Annotated in this window: 15 protein-coding genes; 4 read left to right on the top strand and 11 right to left on the bottom strand. The window is 43.4% G+C overall.

Annotated elements, in window-relative coordinates; all coding sequences use genetic code 11:
• The first annotated feature begins 7 nt into the window (after positions 1-7).
• The 4 genes from KJY73_RS04830 (at position 8) to KJY73_RS04815 (ending at position 4,057) form a co-directional block, all read left to right on the top strand.
• On the top strand, positions 8-937 hold the full coding sequence (locus tag KJY73_RS04830; RefSeq protein ID WP_214340796.1) for a hypothetical protein: 930 nt from the start codon (positions 8-10) through the stop codon (positions 935-937).
• Between the two features lie 14 nt (positions 938-951).
• Complete coding sequence (locus tag KJY73_RS04825; RefSeq protein WP_214340794.1) at positions 952-2,682, top strand: hypothetical protein; 1,731 nt, start codon at positions 952-954, stop codon at positions 2,680-2,682.
• 11 nt (positions 2,683-2,693) lie between these two features.
• Positions 2,694-3,302, top strand: a complete 609-nt coding sequence (locus tag KJY73_RS04820) for an acyltransferase (RefSeq protein ID WP_214340792.1) — start codon at positions 2,694-2,696, stop codon at positions 3,300-3,302.
• 80 nt (positions 3,303-3,382) lie between these two features.
• Positions 3,383-4,057, top strand: coding sequence for a formyltransferase family protein (locus tag KJY73_RS04815; protein ID WP_214340790.1), 675 nt, complete (start codon positions 3,383-3,385; stop codon positions 4,055-4,057).
• A 32-nt stretch (positions 4,058-4,089) separates the two neighbouring features.
• On the opposite strand, the gene KJY73_RS04810 is transcribed toward KJY73_RS04815, so the two are convergent.
• The 11 genes from KJY73_RS04810 to KJY73_RS04760 all read right to left on the bottom strand — a co-directional run bounded on the left by KJY73_RS04810 (position 4,090) and on the right by KJY73_RS04760 (position 17,646).
• Positions 4,090-5,235, bottom strand: a complete 1,146-nt coding sequence (locus KJY73_RS04810) for a LegC family aminotransferase (protein WP_214340788.1) — start codon at positions 5,233-5,235, stop codon at positions 4,090-4,092.
• A 7-nt stretch (positions 5,236-5,242) separates the two neighbouring features.
• The gene (locus KJY73_RS04805) at positions 5,243-6,220 is read right to left on the bottom strand and encodes an NAD-dependent 4,6-dehydratase LegB (RefSeq protein ID WP_214340787.1); all 978 of its coding nucleotides are present in this window, start codon (positions 6,218-6,220) and stop codon (positions 5,243-5,245) included.
• 63 nt (positions 6,221-6,283) lie between these two features.
• Positions 6,284-7,246 (bottom strand): GDP-L-fucose synthase family protein, encoded by a 963-nt coding sequence (locus KJY73_RS04800; protein ID WP_214340786.1) that lies wholly within the window; start codon positions 7,244-7,246, stop codon positions 6,284-6,286.
• Positions 7,247-7,262: 16 nt separating this feature from the next.
• Complete coding sequence (gmd, locus tag KJY73_RS04795) at positions 7,263-8,390, bottom strand: GDP-mannose 4,6-dehydratase (protein ID WP_214340785.1); 1,128 nt, start codon at positions 8,388-8,390, stop codon at positions 7,263-7,265.
• Positions 8,383-9,426: a glycosyltransferase family 2 protein gene (locus tag KJY73_RS04790; protein WP_214340784.1), complete on the bottom strand. Its 1,044-nt coding sequence runs from the start codon at positions 9,424-9,426 to the stop codon at positions 8,383-8,385. Before KJY73_RS04790 ends, gmd begins: the two co-directional genes overlap by 8 nt.
• Positions 9,426-10,442 carry a glycosyltransferase family 2 protein gene (locus KJY73_RS04785; RefSeq protein ID WP_214340783.1) on the bottom strand — a complete coding sequence of 339 codons (1,017 nt, stop codon included), beginning with the start codon at positions 10,440-10,442 and terminating at the stop codon, positions 9,426-9,428. The genes KJY73_RS04790 and KJY73_RS04785 overlap by 1 nt, the downstream gene beginning before the upstream one ends.
• Before the next feature lies 1 nt (position 10,443).
• A complete protein-coding gene (tagD, locus tag KJY73_RS04780) occupies positions 10,444-10,857 on the bottom strand; it encodes a glycerol-3-phosphate cytidylyltransferase (RefSeq protein ID WP_214340782.1) in 414 nt (137 codons plus the stop codon).
• Between the two features lie 73 nt (positions 10,858-10,930).
• Positions 10,931-11,881: a glycosyltransferase family 9 protein gene (locus KJY73_RS04775; protein WP_214340780.1), complete on the bottom strand. Its 951-nt coding sequence runs from the start codon at positions 11,879-11,881 to the stop codon at positions 10,931-10,933.
• An 80-nt stretch (positions 11,882-11,961) separates the two neighbouring features.
• Complete coding sequence (gene pseC, locus KJY73_RS04770) at positions 11,962-13,107, bottom strand: UDP-4-amino-4,6-dideoxy-N-acetyl-beta-L-altrosamine transaminase (protein WP_214340779.1); 1,146 nt, start codon at positions 13,105-13,107, stop codon at positions 11,962-11,964.
• On the bottom strand, positions 13,104-14,102 hold the full coding sequence (gene pseB, locus KJY73_RS04765) for a UDP-N-acetylglucosamine 4,6-dehydratase (inverting) (RefSeq protein ID WP_206592682.1): 999 nt from the start codon (positions 14,100-14,102) through the stop codon (positions 13,104-13,106). Before pseB ends, pseC begins: the two co-directional genes overlap by 4 nt.
• Positions 14,095-17,646 carry a 6-hydroxymethylpterin diphosphokinase MptE-like protein gene (locus tag KJY73_RS04760; RefSeq protein ID WP_214340777.1) on the bottom strand — a complete coding sequence of 1,184 codons (3,552 nt, stop codon included), beginning with the start codon at positions 17,644-17,646 and terminating at the stop codon, positions 14,095-14,097. Before KJY73_RS04760 ends, pseB begins: the two co-directional genes overlap by 8 nt.
• Position 17,647: the final 1 nt, after the last annotated feature.

Here is a 17,647-nt window from a genome sequence, read left to right as displayed (position 1 = left end):
GGTGAAAATGCAAAAAGATATTGAGAACTTAATCATTGAGCATGTCGAAATAGCAGTAAGAAATGGACTTTCAAAACTAAACAAAAGAATTAGCGAGCTTATGCTTCTGCAAGGTAAACAACTTTGCATAGAAAATGAAAAAAGATTGGAGGTAAACTCTATTCATGATGTCGAGTTTAGAGTTTTCTCTCAGTTTGGTGAAGATGGAATAATACAATACCTCATTAAGAAAACTAATATTAAGGTTGAGGAAAGGATATTTATTGAGTTCGGAGTTGAGAATTATTTAGAGTCTAACACTAGATTCTTGCTCATGAATAATAACTGGAGAGGCTTGGTATTTGATGGCTCACCAAAAAATATAGAGTCAATTAAAAGCCAAGATTATTATTGGCGACATGACTTGACAGCCAAAAGCGCATGGATAACTAGAGATAATATCAATGAATTATTGACAGAAAATGGATTTGGGGGAGATATTGGGATTCTGAGCATAGATATTGACGGCAATGACTATTGGGTTTGGGAAGAAATAAGTTGCGTCAACCCTGTTATTGTCATCACTGAATGGAATAGCGTTTTTGGTGCAGAAAAGTGCATTTCTATCCCATACGATGCTGAATTCAATAGAAGCACTGCACACCATAGTAACCTTTTTTATGGTGCATCAATATCAGCCTTGTCTTTCCTCGCCGAGAAGAAAGGCTACTCTCTTGTTGGCTCAAATAGCGCAGGAAACAATTTATTTTTTGTTCGAAATGATAGATTGAACGGTTTGAAAGAGGTGAGTATTGAGGAAGCATACATTGAATCCAAGATAAGAGAATCAAGAGACAAAGAGGGAAAACTGAGTTACTTATCAGGAAAGAGCAGAATTGATGAAATAAGGGGAATGGTAGTTACAGATGTCATTAGCCTTGAAGAATTAGTATTGTGATAAGTAATAACCAAATGAAAAAAATATTTATTGAGTTTTTTAGTTGCACACCTCACGTTGGTCAGTCTTTTGATATAGCTAAAAATTATGTGGATAGAAACTTTGAGGTCGAATATTATTTTCTTGGTGAATCTGTTCCTTATAAAGAATTCTTACACGACACTTTACACCCATTACTGAAGGTATTGGGTTTTGATGGTCGAACAAAAAAAATATCAAAACTAATCAATGGTGGAAAATTCAAATATTTAGAACCAAAAATAAGGCTTAAAAAAAGCGAAAATATTACAGTATCAGATCTGGAATCACTCAAATCCCTCCAATACAAAAGCTTTAATGTCGGACTGGGGATTACATCCTCATTAATTTCTTACTTAAAAGATCCATCACCAAACCTAGAGCCATATCAAGATATCATAAATGACATGTATATTAGCTCTATATCTGTCTATGAGTTCACCAAATCACTTTTAGAAAAGGAAGACAAAGAGAATATTGAAGTAATATTCATGAACGGACGATTTTGTTGTTATCGTGCAGTTTATGAGGTCATAAAAGAACTCAATATTCCTTTTAAAATTCACGAGGGTGGTTGCGATAGCTCACACTATACAGAATATCCAAGTCGACCACACGATTTAGTCAGAAATCAACAATATATGATTAGCGAGTGGGATAATTTACCATGTAAGGAAGAAGCCAAAAGTATTGCTAGTGATTTTTTCTCTAAAAACCGAAAGGGAATAGGTGAAATTGGTTACATTGAGCGATTTTCAAAAGGTCAAATCGAAGGTCAACTCCCCCCTCTTCCGAATAAAAAAATAATATCTTTCTTTACATCTACAGAAGATGAATATGAAGGACTTTTTGATATCGTAGATAAACGGATTTGGAAAACTCAGTTCTCTCTCATCGATGATCTTCTCTACTTTACCGATAATAATCCGGCATACCATTTGGTAGTTAGAATCCATCCACATATGAAGAAAAGCTCACCAAAACTTCTTGCTACCTGGCATGAGGACTTGGAAAAGCTAGCATCAACACATAGCCTGACCATAATAGATGAGAGTTCTAAATGCAGTTCCTATTCGCTAATAGATGTGTCACACAAAGTTGTTACCTATGGCTCACAAACTGGCATTGAAGCCGTGTTTTATGGAAAGCCCTCAATAATGGCAGGGCCAATAGCTTGGTATTCAGAGTTGGACTGTGTATACAAACCAGCATCTAGTGATGAACTTTTCTCATTGTTATCAAGTGGAGAATTGGTTGTTGAACCAGAAAAAACACTGCCATACGGATATTACATGGCAACAAGAGGAAAACGACTGACGCATTACCAGCATAAATCTGAACATGGCCCTTTATTCAAGGGTAAAATTATTGCTGAGAAGTCAATCCTTCTTTCCAAGGTAAATAGATTTACCTTCAGAGTATTTTCTCGCAGCAAGAATAAAAAGAAAAATATATTCGTCTTTGGGTCTGGAAAAAATGGAGAGGATTTTTCCTTACTAAATTTATCCAAATTTAATATTAAGGGTTTTTTGGATAACAACAGTTCAAAGCATGGAAAGTCTTTGAATGGCATAACTATTTTTTCCCCAGATGCCATTTTAACATCCGAATTTGACGCTATTTATGTAGTAAGTGAACATGCAGCAGACATTTACAGGCAACTTATTGATTTAGGGGTTAACCCTGACAAAATTCTCTTTCACAACTCACTAGTTACCTTATATTAAGGCGATCTTAGATGTTAAAGAATATTAAATTCAAATTCTTCAAATGGATGCTTAGAGAGTTAGAAAATACCAGAAAAGAAATCAATCACACTAGAGAGTGCACGGTAGGAAATTCAACAACACTTGCTGCAGAGGCAAAAGTTGAGAATTTAGCAAGAGGAAAAGAACGAGTTGTTATTGGTAATAATACTTATATCCGTGGTCACTTGTTAACCTACGGGCATGGGGGAAAAATTAATATTGGTGATTGGTGTTATGTAGGGGAAGGGACAAAAATTTGGTCAATGGATAGCATTAGCATAGGTAATAGAGTCCTAATTTCTCATAATGTAAATATCCATGACGGTACAGCCCACTCTCCCATTCCTGACGAAAGGCATGCTCAGTTCAAAGCAATAATAACATCAGGACACCCCAAGAGTGTTGATGCATTGCCTGGCATTAAAAGCAAAGCCATTATCATCGAAGATGATGTATGGATTAACTTTGGCGTTACAGTACTAAGAGGTGTAAGGATTGGCAAGGGATCTATTATAGCTGCGGGTGCCATAGTCACCCAAGACATCCCACCAGGCACAATATTTATGAACAAAGTAACCCCCATCATTTATGAGGTTTAATGCATATATACTAGTTCACTTACAGTAAATTTAGCCTGCCTTAGCATGATTTTCAGTTAAAAAAGTGGGAGAGAAATATTTTGGAAAGAACAGAGCTTAAAGTACTATTTCTTGGTAAGGCTAATGATACTTGGACATCTAAAGCATCAAAGTTTATTAAGCAGTATACTAATGATTTAGAGGAATACTATGGAGAATGGGGCACTCCCTATCCCGAGTCCTTAAAGAACTGGTCAGGAGATCTAGTGATATCTTACCTTTCCAGATGGATACTTCCTGAAAGTCTACTTAAGTCAGCAAAACTCGCAGCCATTAATTTCCATCCAGCCCCTCCAGAATACCCAGGAATAGGTTGCTGTAATTTTGCGCTTTATAACAATGCAGCAGTGTACGGTGCAACCTGCCATCTGATGGAGGCTGAAGTAGATACTGGCGCCATAATACGCGTTAAGCGATTTCCAATTTTAGAATGCGATAACGTATCGACATTGCTGACCAAAACTTATGACATACAACTGAGTTTATTTTATGAAGTCATGGGTGAGGTACTTACCAACAACTCAATCTCATTAACCAATGAAAAATGGTCTGAGAAAAAATATACAAGAGCAGAGCTCAACGCACTTAGCGAGATTAAGTACAACATGTCAGCGAATGAAATTAGAAAAAGGATTAGAGCTACAAGCTTCAAAAATTTTCAACCATCTATTGAAGTTGGTGGTTACAGGTTTTACTTTAGAAATGAGCAGAGTTGATGCCTGCATGTCGTATGTAAAACACAGTATACCTAATTCCCGCGGACAGAACTGGGCAGATTAACTAAACGTTTAGCATAGTAGTCCGTCTTTTCAAGATTACCTTTTATGCATCCTTTGTATATTTCCAGTTGATGCATGGGTTTCCAGACGGCTCTTAGCATCACTTTCGCTTCAACAGATTCGTTTAGTAGCTTATTTCGGGCAGACTCTGAAGGACATAAAACTGCGTTGAGCCAATAATTAGAACGCGAGTAGTCAGGTTCACGAATAAACTCAAAGTCCGAGCCGTCAAAATACTCTTGGTAACTAGATGCTATAAGTCTTTTATCCACAATAAAGTTCTCTAATTGCTCGAACTGTGCGCAACCTAATGCAGCATTCAAATTTGGCATACGAAAATTAAATCCATACTCATCATGCTCAAACTCAAAGCTATGTGGGAGTTTAGCGGTTGTAGTTATATGCTTGAGGTAGCGAGCTGCGCTTTTTTCTTTGCATAGCACCATGCCCCCGCCACCTGTAGTCAGAATTTTATTACCGTTGAAGCTCAAAGCCGCATATGTTGTTCCCAAGCTACCACAACATTTCCCCCTGTATAATGAACCCAAGCTCTCTGCGGCGTCTTCAATAATTGCGATGTCCCACTGCTCGCACACTGCTATCAGTTCATCCATTTGCACAGGGTGTCCAAAAGTGTGCATTGGGACAACAGCTTTAACTATCTTCCCGCTCTGCTTATGCATACACCCCCGTGCAGTAACAACACAGTTTTCATCCAGAAAAGTTTTGAGTGCATCAGGGCATAGCCCAAGGCTGATACTGGATATGTCGACAAATACAGGAGATGCACCAAGCCAATGTATGGCATTGCAGGTAGCCACAAAGGTCATAGACTGGGTGATAACCAGGTCGCCATATCCTACCCCTGAAGCGTAAAGGGCTACCTGTAGCGCTGATGTACCGTTTACCACCGCAACCGCACCTGCCACTCCACAGTAATTAGCCAAACTATCTTCAAATTGATCAACATAGGCGCCAACGCTAGAGACATAAGTTGATTCAATCGTATGCTGAACATAGAGTGATTCATTGCCAGTAAAAATGGGAGCGTGCAGCGGAATAAAATCACTTGTGTTATATAAATCGCGGATAAAACTAAATAACGGATTTTGCATTGTTCAGCTACTTGTTGTACACGGATGTGTTGTAACGCGACAAATTTTCAGCCTTGCAAAACCAATCTATAGTCTGTCTAAGTCCAATTTCTAGAGTCGTTTCAGGAACATAGCCGGTAAGGGATTTAAGCTTGGTGTTATCCCCCCAAAGCCTGAATACTTCTGAGTCCTTTGGCCTTAAGCGCTTCTCATCAAGTTCAAAGGACACATCGCTGTTCATCAGGCGTTTAATCATGTTCAATGTGTCAGCTACAGAAACTTCATAGTTTGAAGCGATATTAATCACTTCACCAACGGCTGCTTCAGACATGCTAATTGCCTCGAAGCCTTTGCAGATGTCTGCTACGTAGTTAAAATCCCTTGTTGGATTCGTGTCACCTAACTTAATCAGTTTGGCACCATCTGCAATCTGACCAATGATAGTTGGAATCACCGCTCTGGCAGACTGTCTAGGTCCATAGGTATTGAATGGTCTGGCAATGCTCACAGCTAAACCAAAAGAGTGGTAGAAGCTCATTGCCACTGCATCAGACGCAATTTTTGAAGCGCTATAGGGTGACTGGGCCTGTAAAGCATGTTTTTCATCAATTGGCACATACAACGCCGTTCCGTAGACTTCACTCGTTGAGGTTTGAATAAAACGTTTTACCCCCGTTTCCACTGCGGCCTGCAACATGTTCAATGTACCGCTCACGTTGGTATCAATGTAACTTTGTGGCGCTTGATAAGAATATGGAATCGCAATTAACGCAGCCAAGTGGAAAACGACATCAATCTCTCGGCACAGCTCTACACAGAAACTCTTGTCGCGAACATCACCAAAGACTATTTTCAAACTCGCATGTTTTATTTCGTTTAACCAGCCTGCCGAGTTAAATGAATTGTATTGAACCAGCGCACGCACCTGATAACCATTAGCTAACAAATGCTCAACTAAATGAGAACCGATAAATCCATCAGCCCCAGTAACTAAAACGTGACGCATATCGCCCTACTCAACTTATTAATCGCTGCAATAAACTTGCAGTCAAACACTTGATCTGAATGCTCAGATGAGCAACTCGCCATTCTTCACCGCCCATTGCCAAACATTTTGAAGACCATTCGACAATGAAGTGCTTGCCTGCCAACCTAATTCAGATAAAGAACTAATATCCAGTCTCTTGACAGGAGTGCCTTCTGGTTGGCTACAATCAAATGCTAATTCTCCCCGAAAGCCGCTTATAGCTTGCAGTAGTTCGGCCAACTCACGAATTGAACAGTCTGTACCCGTACCTAAATTGATATGCGAGCACATAGGATCTAATTTCCGCCAATACTGAGTTTGCGGGATAGCCATTAGGTACAAACAAGCGGCTGCCAGATCATCAACATGCATAAATTCGCGCCTGGCTTTGCCGCTTCCCCATATATCCACATGAGGTTCATTGTTTTGTATGGCCCTGTGGAATTTCCTTATCAACGCGGGAATAACATGACTGTTCTTTGGATGAAAGTTGTCATAGGGGCCATACAGATTAGTCGGCATTGCACTGCGATAATCCCTGCCATACTGCCGGTTGTAACTTTCGCACAGCTTAATACCGGCAATTTTAGCTATTGCGTAAGCTTCATTGGTGGGTTCCAGTGGCCCGGTTAACAACGCCTTTTCAGATATTGGCTGAGGGGCGAACTTGGGATAGATACAACTGGAACCTAAAAACAGAACTTTCTGCACATCGGCTAAATGGGCAGCATGAATAAGGTTGCTCTGTATCATCATATTTTGATAGATAAACTCAGCCGGAAAAGTGTTGTTGGCGTAAATCCCCCCCACTTTAGCCGCTGCCAAATACAGCTCATCGATTCGATGCTGTTGAAAAAAAGCATGTACAGCTCGCTGGTCGGTGAGATCCAGTTCAGTGCGGGGCGCCGAGATTAGCTCTACATCGGCATCTAGAGCAAGTTGCCGGCACAAGGCTCGCCCAACCATACCGAGATGTCCGGCGACATATACCCGTCGCTTATTCATGAAGTCCCCCTGCCATTTATCCTTCACCACTTAAAGCACAATCAAAGCCATTGCGCTTTAAAAAGGCCACCCTTTGCGCTTCGACCAAATCATGACGAGTCATTTCTTCGCAAAGCGAACGCACATCAATCTTAGGCTGCCATCCCAGTTTTTCTTTCGCCTTACTGGCATCTCCCAGTAAGGTCTCCACCTCAGCAGGACGAAAATACTTGGGATCGATACGCACAACAATGTCGCCAGGCTTTAATGCTGGCGCACAGTCTCCTGTAATGCTCTCAACAACGGCAATCTCTTCTATGCCTTGCCCTTCAAAGCGTAATTGCACCCCCAATTCAGCCGCCGCCCACAGAATAAACTGTCGCACCGAATATTGCTGACCAGTTGCTATCACAAAGTCCTCTGGCTGAGATTGTTGCAGCATCAGCCATTGCATATAGACGTAGTCTTTGGCGTGCCCCCAATCTCGCAACGCATCAATATTGCCCATATACAAACAATGCTCCAGACCCTGAGCAATATTCGCCAAACCACGAGTAATTTTTCGGGTTACAAAAGTTTCACCACGACGTGGCGACTCATGATTAAACAAAATGCCGTTGCATGCGTAAATGCCATAAGACTCGCGATAATTGACCGTGATCCAATAGGCATAAAGTTTGGCAGCAGCATAAGGGGAACGGGGATAAAAAGGTGTGCTCTCTCGTTGCGGGGTTTCCTGCACCAGACCATAAAGCTCCGACGTGGATGCCTGATAGAAACGAGTCTTATCCTGCAGTCCCAGCAATCGGATTGCTTCAAGTAAGCGCAGCGTACCAAGCCCATCAACATCAGCCGTATACTCTGGCTCTTCAAAACTCACGGCTACATGGCTCTGTGCACCCAAGTTGTATATTTCATCGGGTTGAATCTGCTGTACCAAGCGAGTCAGGTTCGATGTGTCGGTTAAGTCACCGTAATGCAATATAAAGTTACGATTATCTACATGCGGATCCTGGTAGAGGTGGTCGACTCGTTGAGTATTAAAGGAAGATGAGCGGCGCTTAATACCATGCACCTCATATCCTTTTTCCAGTAAGAGCTCTGCCAGGTAGGAGCCATCCTGTCCCGTAACACCAGTTATCAGCGCAACTTTTTTACTACTCATAAATATCAAACCATCTCAATACCGTTATGCCTGGATTTTGCGCCACTATCATGTCCTCAATCTGTTTGTAATGTTCACCTTCAATGGCATTGATGACAACGTCGACAGGTAAATTTTCCGCTAATGCAATCACATCTCGTCCCATACAAGGAGATTGTCCGCCGGTTGTTGTCACAAAGCACACCAGCTCTGCGTCATTAGCAGCAAGTATTTGCGCAATAAGTACCGACATCTGCCCGGTGCCAAAAATGGCAATACGCTGGTGATTCAAAGTCGCAGTTAAGGGCTGTTTGTTCAGCACACTCGCCAGCAACGATTTACACTGACTAAACTGGGCTTTGCAGGCTTCCACCGATAAAGTCCCAGCGCCCTCAATACTCAGCATCTGATAGATATCCTTTAGCTCGGCTTGTAATTTATCCGCGTGTTTAAGGTCACTGCTAAAACCACCGCGTTCAAAGCACGCGACGGGTTCATTTAAAAAGCATCCCGAAACAGACGTAATAGCTTTGAGCATAATGTAAGAATCCGCCGCAATATCAAAGTAACGGGGAAATCCCCCAGCTTGACGCAGCCAGTCCCTGCGGACGAAGAAGCCTTGATGGCAAGGATGTTGAAAGGATATATCTTTGAAATTCAAAAGCTTGGAATTCTGCAGCCACATTGCCTGGGTAGTGGGATCTTTCAACATGACTTTAGCACTTACGTATTCCAGACCATCACTAAAGCTATCGAGTACTTGTCGAATGGCTCCCGCATGCAACAATACGTCATCTGAATTCAGGTAATAGATAATGTCACCCGTTGCCCACTCCAGCCCTTTATTAAAGGCATCATAAATCCCTTCATCAGGCTCGGAATGTACCTGCTTGATATGCGGAAAATCATTAACAATGGCCAGTGTAGAATCACTTGATTGACCATCAACAATGATATGCTCAATTTGTTCAAGGCAGTCTTGCACAGCAACACTTTGCAAGCATGCACGCAAGGTTTTGGCGCTGTTGTAAGTTGCCGTAATAATTGACACTTTCATTAAGCAATCACCATAAAATCAGACCACTCCACCCAACCCGCGTTGATAAAGAAGCTGCAGATCTCATCCCGCACAGGCTGAGCTGCAATCACAACGCCTTTAGGCAGAGTTTCACTGAGTGCCAGTACCGGGTATCGGCCCAGCTCTGGTGCATAAAAATCGGCAGCGTTTCGGTCGATAAAGCCGCTGGCACTGAGCCCTATTTCAGGTAGGCTCTGCATAATACCCTTGGCCAGCGCGCCGGTTCCATATATCCAAAGCTCACCATGTCGCTGATGTAAAGCCCGCAATTCGTCTTGCTTCAGCTCAACCAGGGTTTTAGCGAAATGTAGGGCAGAATCGGCTTTGGTTGTTACGGATGATTGGCTCAATCGCATTTTAACCAGGCATTCAGGCACACAGCCAATACCTACCCCACTTTTCACGGCCCGATAAAATAAACTGTAATCTTCGCCGATTCGGGTATCAGGATAACCAATGTCTTTGACCACATCGGTTCTGGCAAAGTAGCTGGTATGGACCACACAATTCCAACGCATTAGTTGTAAAGCCAGAGCCTGAGGTGTGTCGATGCTATTGTGCTGAGGCTCTTTTACCTGTCGAAACTGACGGTAGCGCTCACTACCGGCTACCACAGGATCGTCAGTAAAATACTCAAAATAGCTTTTCACCATGCCAAGTTCAGGATGCGCCAACAAAAAATCCCTTTGTTTTTCAAAGCGCTGAGACATACAGATATCATCAGCGTCGACTTTGGCAATAAATGCGGAATTAACCCATTGTAGCGCTTGATTTAGACGATACCCTACTCCCGCATTATCAGCTTGTGGATAGAGGCGGATTCGTGGGTCGCCGTAAGACCTAATTTTTTCCACCGTACCATCTGTGGAACCATCGTCAACAATCAACAGCTCAAAGTCTGCGAGGGTCTGTGCCAATATACTTTGGATGGTCTCCCCCACCACATCAGCGCAATTGTAGGTGGTCATTAACGCGGTCACACTAGGTGCGGACATATCAACGTAGTTCCCGTTCAACCTGGGCGATTACTGCCATGGCCTGCTTAATGGCGGTTGAGGAAATATCCCGGGTTCTGGGCAGATATACCACCTCACAGTGCTGTTTAAGTTCGTCAAACTTGCCCTGCCAATCATCTCCCATGACAAAGACATCAACTTGGTATTTTTCGATATCGTCGATTTTTTGCAGCCAGTCGCGTTCGGAAATCACTTGATCAACATAGCGACAGCTTTCCACTACGGCATGGCGATGTTCATAAGGAACCAGGGTTGTTTTACCTTTCTGACGATTAAAGTCATCGGTAGACACAGCGACAATCAGCCGCTCTCCCAGGCTTTTCGCCCGCTTGAGTAAATTCACATGACCAATATGGAACAGATCAAAGGTGCCGTAAGTGATGACAGTTTTCATGCTGATACTTCCTCCCGCATCCCTATACATCGGCAGTAACCGCCAATTTCTTTACTCTTTGCTTTACAGCCGGTCAGCTATCTGCAGATTCGGTAAATATTGAATGGATACTTTGCGCTAAGCTATCTGCCGGGATCGGGCCGATATGCGGATCTGTGGCATAGTCAGGAATTAATCTACGTGGATCCATATCACCACAAATCACCAAACTAGCGCAGTTCACCGCTGTGGCTTGCCACTGTGCACCAAAGGGTACCGTGACCAACAAATCCGAAGCTTTTAATCGCATCAAGGTATTGCGCACTGAAGCATCCTGCTTAGGAATACTCCATACCTGATAACCAAGCGCCGTCAGCTCTGCCTTTAATTGGTCTGCAAAAGGATAGTCATAGGCACTATTTTCACTAAAGGGGGCCAATGCCACGACTTTCCTTTCTCCTTTTTGGTCGGAAGACGTTGCAGACTCAGGTAAGTTAACCGACATATCCATTTCAATCTGGTCAAAACCACAACAATGACGCAAGTAAAATTCTGGGTAGCCATAATCCAATTGCGGCGATGATTGCCACCATGGCGTATGCCAGCGAGCCATGGCGAAAAAATCGCTGCGTAAATAGTTTGCCGCATCATTCACATATTCGGGTCTGAGTTGTTGGGACTGAAATTGGTCAATCAGCTCTTGTACCGACAAACTTATGTAATTCCCCACCACAGGTTCACCGGCATCTTTAAGAAAACGGGATAAAAAACAAGGCATAAATGCAGTATCCAGACAGACTATCTGGCTATATCCTTCGGCGATGATCTGCTCGGCGAGCCCTAAAAAGGTTTCCATAGCAGGAATAATATGCTCCGGCCATTGATGCTGTTCCAATCCACTAACCGTTGCATCAGGCTCCGCAGCTTTAACCAATTCTTTACCTTGGGCAAAACCCATAAAATGCAGGCTGGCTTCGGGAAAACGTTGGCGAAAATAACGTAGCGCCGGTACACCGATACACAGCGCATCGCCTTTATCCAACATCCTGATTAAGAGAATTTTATTAGTCTTTTTTATTGCCACTTTGTATTTCGCTCTGAATAAATGAAAGCGTGCGATTGCACTTAGGCCAGGCTGCCGATCAATGTGTTAACCACCTGCAACTGCTGCGGCTCATCGAGCGCGGGGTATAATGGCAAGGTAATGGCGCGTTGATAAAAGGCTTCGGCATGAGGGAAATCTCCTGGCCTGAATCCCAGTTGACGATAATAAGGCTGCAAATGGATAGGGATATAATGCACATTCACACCAATGCCTTGCTGCTGCAGTTTGACAAATATATCGGCACGCTCGTGCTCTAACAACTCGATGCTGTACAGGTGCCAGGCACTGCGCGCGCTCTCGCTGCCGGCAGGTAGATTCAGCGGCAAATCAGCCAGTAAATCATCATAGCGCAGTGCAATAGCTGCTCTGGCCTTGATGAAATCATCCAATTTAGTTAACTGTGATATGCCCAGGGCGGCGTGCAAATCGCTTAAACGGTAGTTGTAGCCCAATGCAACCTGTTGATAGAACCAAGGACCTTCGCTTTTCCCCTCCATCAATCCTGGGTCACGGGTAATACCATGACTGGAGAATAATCGCAGCGTTTTGGCAAGCTCGGCATTGTTGGTCAACACTGCCCCACCTTCGGCGGTGGTAATGGACTTCACTGGATGAAAACTAAGCACACATGCATCAGAATACTGACAACTGCCAACCGGTCTATTTTCATAGTGACCGCCTAGGGCATGACTAGCATCTTCGATCAGCGCAATCCCCAAAGGTTGGGTTATCGCCCTGATTTCCTGCATATTGCAGCTCAAACCTGCATAGTGAACAGGGATAATAACCTTGGGGAGCTTATTACTTATCTTGGCTTGTTTAAGCTTATCTTCCAGAGCCGCCACACACATATTGCGGGTAGCCGGGTCTATATCGACAAAATCGACATCTGCGCCACAATAACGGGCACAGTTTGCCGACGCGACAAAAGAAATAGGCGATGTCCAGACAAGGTCGCCCGGCCCAATGCCAAGGGCCAAACAAGCAATATGTAATGCTGAGGTACCACTGTTCACTGCAACTGCATGTGTTGCCTGGCAGTAGGCCGTAAGCGCATTTTCAAATTTAGGTACTTGTTGTCCCTGAGTCAGGAACTGATTCTCCAGGACGTCCACCACGGCTGCCACATCGATAGGGTCAATGTGATGGCGACCATAGGGAATCATAGAGCCGTCTCGTTTAATTGCCGTAACTCTTCAACTGTCAAAAAGTGAGGGTTCTTGCCTGAGTGATATTCAAAACCATCAGCCACATCACGGCCCTCTTCCCCCAGCTTGTTTTTATGGTAATTAATGTTCTTTTCAAAGAAGGTGATGGGCGGACGAATTACAAAGTGATCGTCAAATTCCACACTATGATGAGCGGTTTCCTCCGGCACCATCATCTCGTGGATCTTTTCTCCGGGACGAATACCAACGACCTCGTATTCCCGACGACCACTGACGGCTTCAACTAAATCAAGAATATGTACTGATGGGATCTTAGGCACAAAGATCTCACCGCCTTGCATACGTTGAAAACTATTGATTACAAATTCAACGCCTTGATCCAGCGTAATCCAAAAACGTGTCATCTGCTCGTGGGTAACAGGGAGTTTACTCTCTCCTTGGTTGACCAACTTTTGGAAAAAAGGCACCACAGAGCCTCTCGACCCGACCACGTTACCATAACGTACAACGGCGAAACGCGTGCCTTTTGCCCCTGAAATATTGTTAGCAGCCACAAACAACTTATCAGATGCCAGTTTTGTTGCACCATACAAATTAACCGGGTTTGCCGCTTTGTCTGTAGAAAGTGCAATGACTTTTTTAACATCAGATTCTATCGCCGCTTCCAAGACATTCTGCCCCCCCATGATATTGGTTTTAATGCATTCCATGGGGTTATATTCCGCGGCAGGAACTTGCTTAAGTGCAGCGGCATGCACAACAAAATCCACGCCACGCATAGCGGTCTTTAATCTATGCTTGTCCCGAACATCACCCAAAAAATAACGCATACTAGGGTGATAAAAGCTTTGCTGCATTTCCGACTGTTTTAGCTCATCACGGCTATAAACAATCAAACGTGTAGGAGAGTAGTCTTTTAAAATCCTGGCGATAAAACGTTGACCAAAGGAGCCTGTGCCTCCGGTAATAAGAACTGTCTTATTATTAAACATACAAACTATCCTCGCCCACTAAATAAGGGAAATGTTCAGAGACTCTAGTCTTCTTCTCTGCAATTAAGCCTCGTTCTTCTTCTCTAGAGGCCAAGTTCTCTCCAGACCATCCAAGCCCCATATAAGCTCCCCGATTACCGGAGTTAACGATCAGCTTTTGGATACTTTGAGGTTTAGAATAAAAACACACTGAGTCAACAAAATTATATGCATAAAGCGATGAAACCAGTCTCTTGGCCGCCTCACTCAACTGGACAGGATGACCAGTTTCACAAATGAGTTTAGCAGCGATAAAACGGCAGTCTTTAAATATGTCAAAGTACCCATTAAACAACATGTATCGATGAGGATCATTCGCTTGAGGGGATATACCTTCTTTTCTGTAGTCTCCTGTCAGATATAAGAATGTTACATTCTCTGGTATATAATCTATATCTGACAACTGGCCTTCATCACTGATAAATATTACAAAGTGCTTATTTTTAGATAGCGAATTTATTTTTCCAAAATCAAAGAAAGTCGGAAGTTCAGTATTTTCCCACACAACGACAATATCACCTTCGGCTTCATCATATGGCGTAGAAAAATTTTGCATCTGCTTCTTTATTGACCAACTATAAATTTGATTGACATGCTCTACTGCATCAATACAACGATGAGAGTTAGTTCGCAAAGTAAATACCTTTTCCGAATTATTTCTCCTGATTTGAAAAACACTGCGTTGCTCCGCATGAGATGTAGATAAATCAAAGTTCATTTCTTCATGGCTAAGTATTTCTTCAACCTGATTCAGGCTATTTCGCCACTCAAACAAAACTCGATTAAATCCCTCAATTACTTTACTTTCATCAGTACTTGCATACAGCACTTTAGTCAATACTGAGTTAGCGTAATTCACCGTCCCATAGAGGAAATAAAAGAGTAGCGAAGTACCTTGTTGATAGGACAAGAACAAGAGCTTCTTCTGTTGTTCAATTACCCCTTCCGCTTCGGCAATGGTGGTAATATCTTGGTTGGAGAGTTGTCTGAAAACCTTTAGTTCTTTAAGCAAAGTCTGTTGGCTATACTTCTCGGCATAACGCTTAGCAAAGCCATCGCTAGAGACAAAGGCCGACGACAAAATCGCATTCAAGGCTGATTGTTTGTCTGACTCGCTGGTGATGATTAACAGGTCCTCAACCTTAAGCGGCCTGCTACCCACGATTGCGGCACCATCCGCACAGTTGTAACAATCAATCTTAGTTCCTGCCAGCATTTGTTCCAACATGACTTTGGAAACTTTGAATTCATACTTGGTAAAAACGCTGGGGCGAAAGTTACCAGGTACAACTAACGCCGTGTTGTGTAACTTCGCGTACTCGTATAATTCATCTTTACCATTAAGGTAGTATCCAGAGTGTTTTGAATGATGATGTTTGTCATCCACAAATCCCAAATCAACACCCAACAAATACAACTGATGCATTCCCAACGTGGTAAACAGATTCAGAGCAAAATTGGTCACAGTTGGAAAAGAAAATCGCAGCACTTCAAACTGCGCTTCATCCAGCGCTTGCAGAGAAGATACAGTAGACGACTCTCCTTCCTTAAAGGCCAGATAGACATTCTTATATAACGCGGCTGTATCCGGATGAATGCCGTTACAGGAAAGGAGGGTGATCTGTTTTAAATAGTCGAAATCATTAATTCTGCTGGCCCAATCAAAGGTCGCCCGATTCTGCTCAATCTCGGCATGAAAATCAGGCACAATGCCATGTCTATGTAACACCTGCAAAGAGGTTCCACACGATACGACAATTGCCTGCTCACGCCACTCTTTTATGGCATCAATAGAGAAGTCTAACGAGGGCCCATTGCCGACAAGGAACACCGGTACTTCTTTGTGGCCAGCAGATAACAGCGCAGGCGTTTGCTTACGCAATTGCGGATAACCTCTGGCAAAGCCTTCTTGTGTATGCGCAATGCCATAATATGCATGGTCAAAGTACTCCCCCATGGAAATCACCACCTGCAACTGCTCTCTTAGTTGGGCGATGGCATGATTCAATGCGCCATTGTGATAGCTCTGGTAAAAGTACGTATTGTTAAGAATGTAAGGGCCGACAGCGTAAAATTGCTTCAGTAAGTCTCGGAATAAGTGGCTACCATCATCACCGATGTTAATGTAAAGCCGTCCGTCATGGTCATCTAGCTGTCGTAAGATAGCAGCCCAATCGATGGCAAATAGTGAAGCGTAGAAAAAGTCACGATTGGGTTCACACAAGAACAGCTTCTCAACCTGATGCTCCTGAAGCAGCCTCTCCAATTGATAGCCTGCTCCCAAGCCAAACAAGATTAGCGACTTGACCGTCTGAGGCAGACTCCCCTGCTCGTCCTCCAGTTCAACCAGCATATCTTGTGTCTTAGCGACAAACTTGTAATGCAGATAGTGCTTAAGTTTTACCCCGTGATAACCCAGAACCAGCCCATCTTTATGAGGGTGATTCGAAAAACCTTGATAACTTAGCTCGCTCTCTTGTTTGGGGTGCTCGCCGTACCAACTAACCAATCGGTGACGCTCAACCAGATTAACATCACCATCAGGCATACGTACCGGCCACCAATACATTGGCTGATAACTCTTAAACTCTTGGTAAATGTCAGGAAAATATTGTGCAAACGCCGACAGGTTTTGCTGTAACACCTCATCACCCGCCGCTAAAGAACGCCAATTTTCTGGCGTCGACGCCATTAACCAAGCAGGGCAATACTCCTCGGGCTTTTCTTGCTGGGCAAAGCTCAGCCCCTGTTTCATCAACTCTGACCAAGACTTAGTAAGCAACTGACGATAGAGGATGTTGAAAATAGGATGATTATAATGCTGATAAAGATAGGCACCTTTAACCGGCACGTGAGCCTGCAGCTCATTCAAATTGGCGACAATGTCCCGTCCATCCTTGCCAATCTGGAAATACAATGCAGTACCTTTTTGCTTGGCAATTTCCAAGACTTCCTTCCAGCTTTCTGCACTTAATGAGCACTTAAAATACTGTGGCTCAGGCTCATAAATGATGAGGTGCTTGATAGCATAGTGTTCAATCAGATAACGAAGATGTCTCCCAAGACCAAGTCCCAATACAATAACCAGCTCGGGGGCATCAGGAAGGCAAGGGCTGGCTAAAAGACGCGCATAGTTGTGCAGCGATGCCAGCTCATCTCCTACGCACTCTTGTAAAGGTTGGGCTGCATGGTCAGCCGAAAAATCCACATAGACAGGATGCTGGCAAAACTGCTCGACATGGCTAATGATTTCCTGCTCTGGATACAGTCCGTACAAGGTACGACCGCTGCCATAGTCAACTACATTCAGTTCACCAAACTTGTTACAAAACAAAGAGATATTGGGATTTGTTTCGTGAAAATAGTCAACCAGCGAAGGGATATGGCGCTGGAAAGCATTGAGATTTTCATTACTGGTTTTGGCAATATGCGTGGCCAATTTAGCTTCCAGCTCTGCTTGGCGGGTCTCATCCTTCTCGATGTGTAGCCTGATGTTCTTTAACATG

Source organism: Bowmanella yangjiangensis (assembly GCF_018531185.1).
Lineage (GTDB): Bacteria > Pseudomonadota > Gammaproteobacteria > Enterobacterales > Alteromonadaceae > Bowmanella > Bowmanella yangjiangensis.
This window is presented reverse-complemented; position numbering and strand designations above follow the sequence as displayed.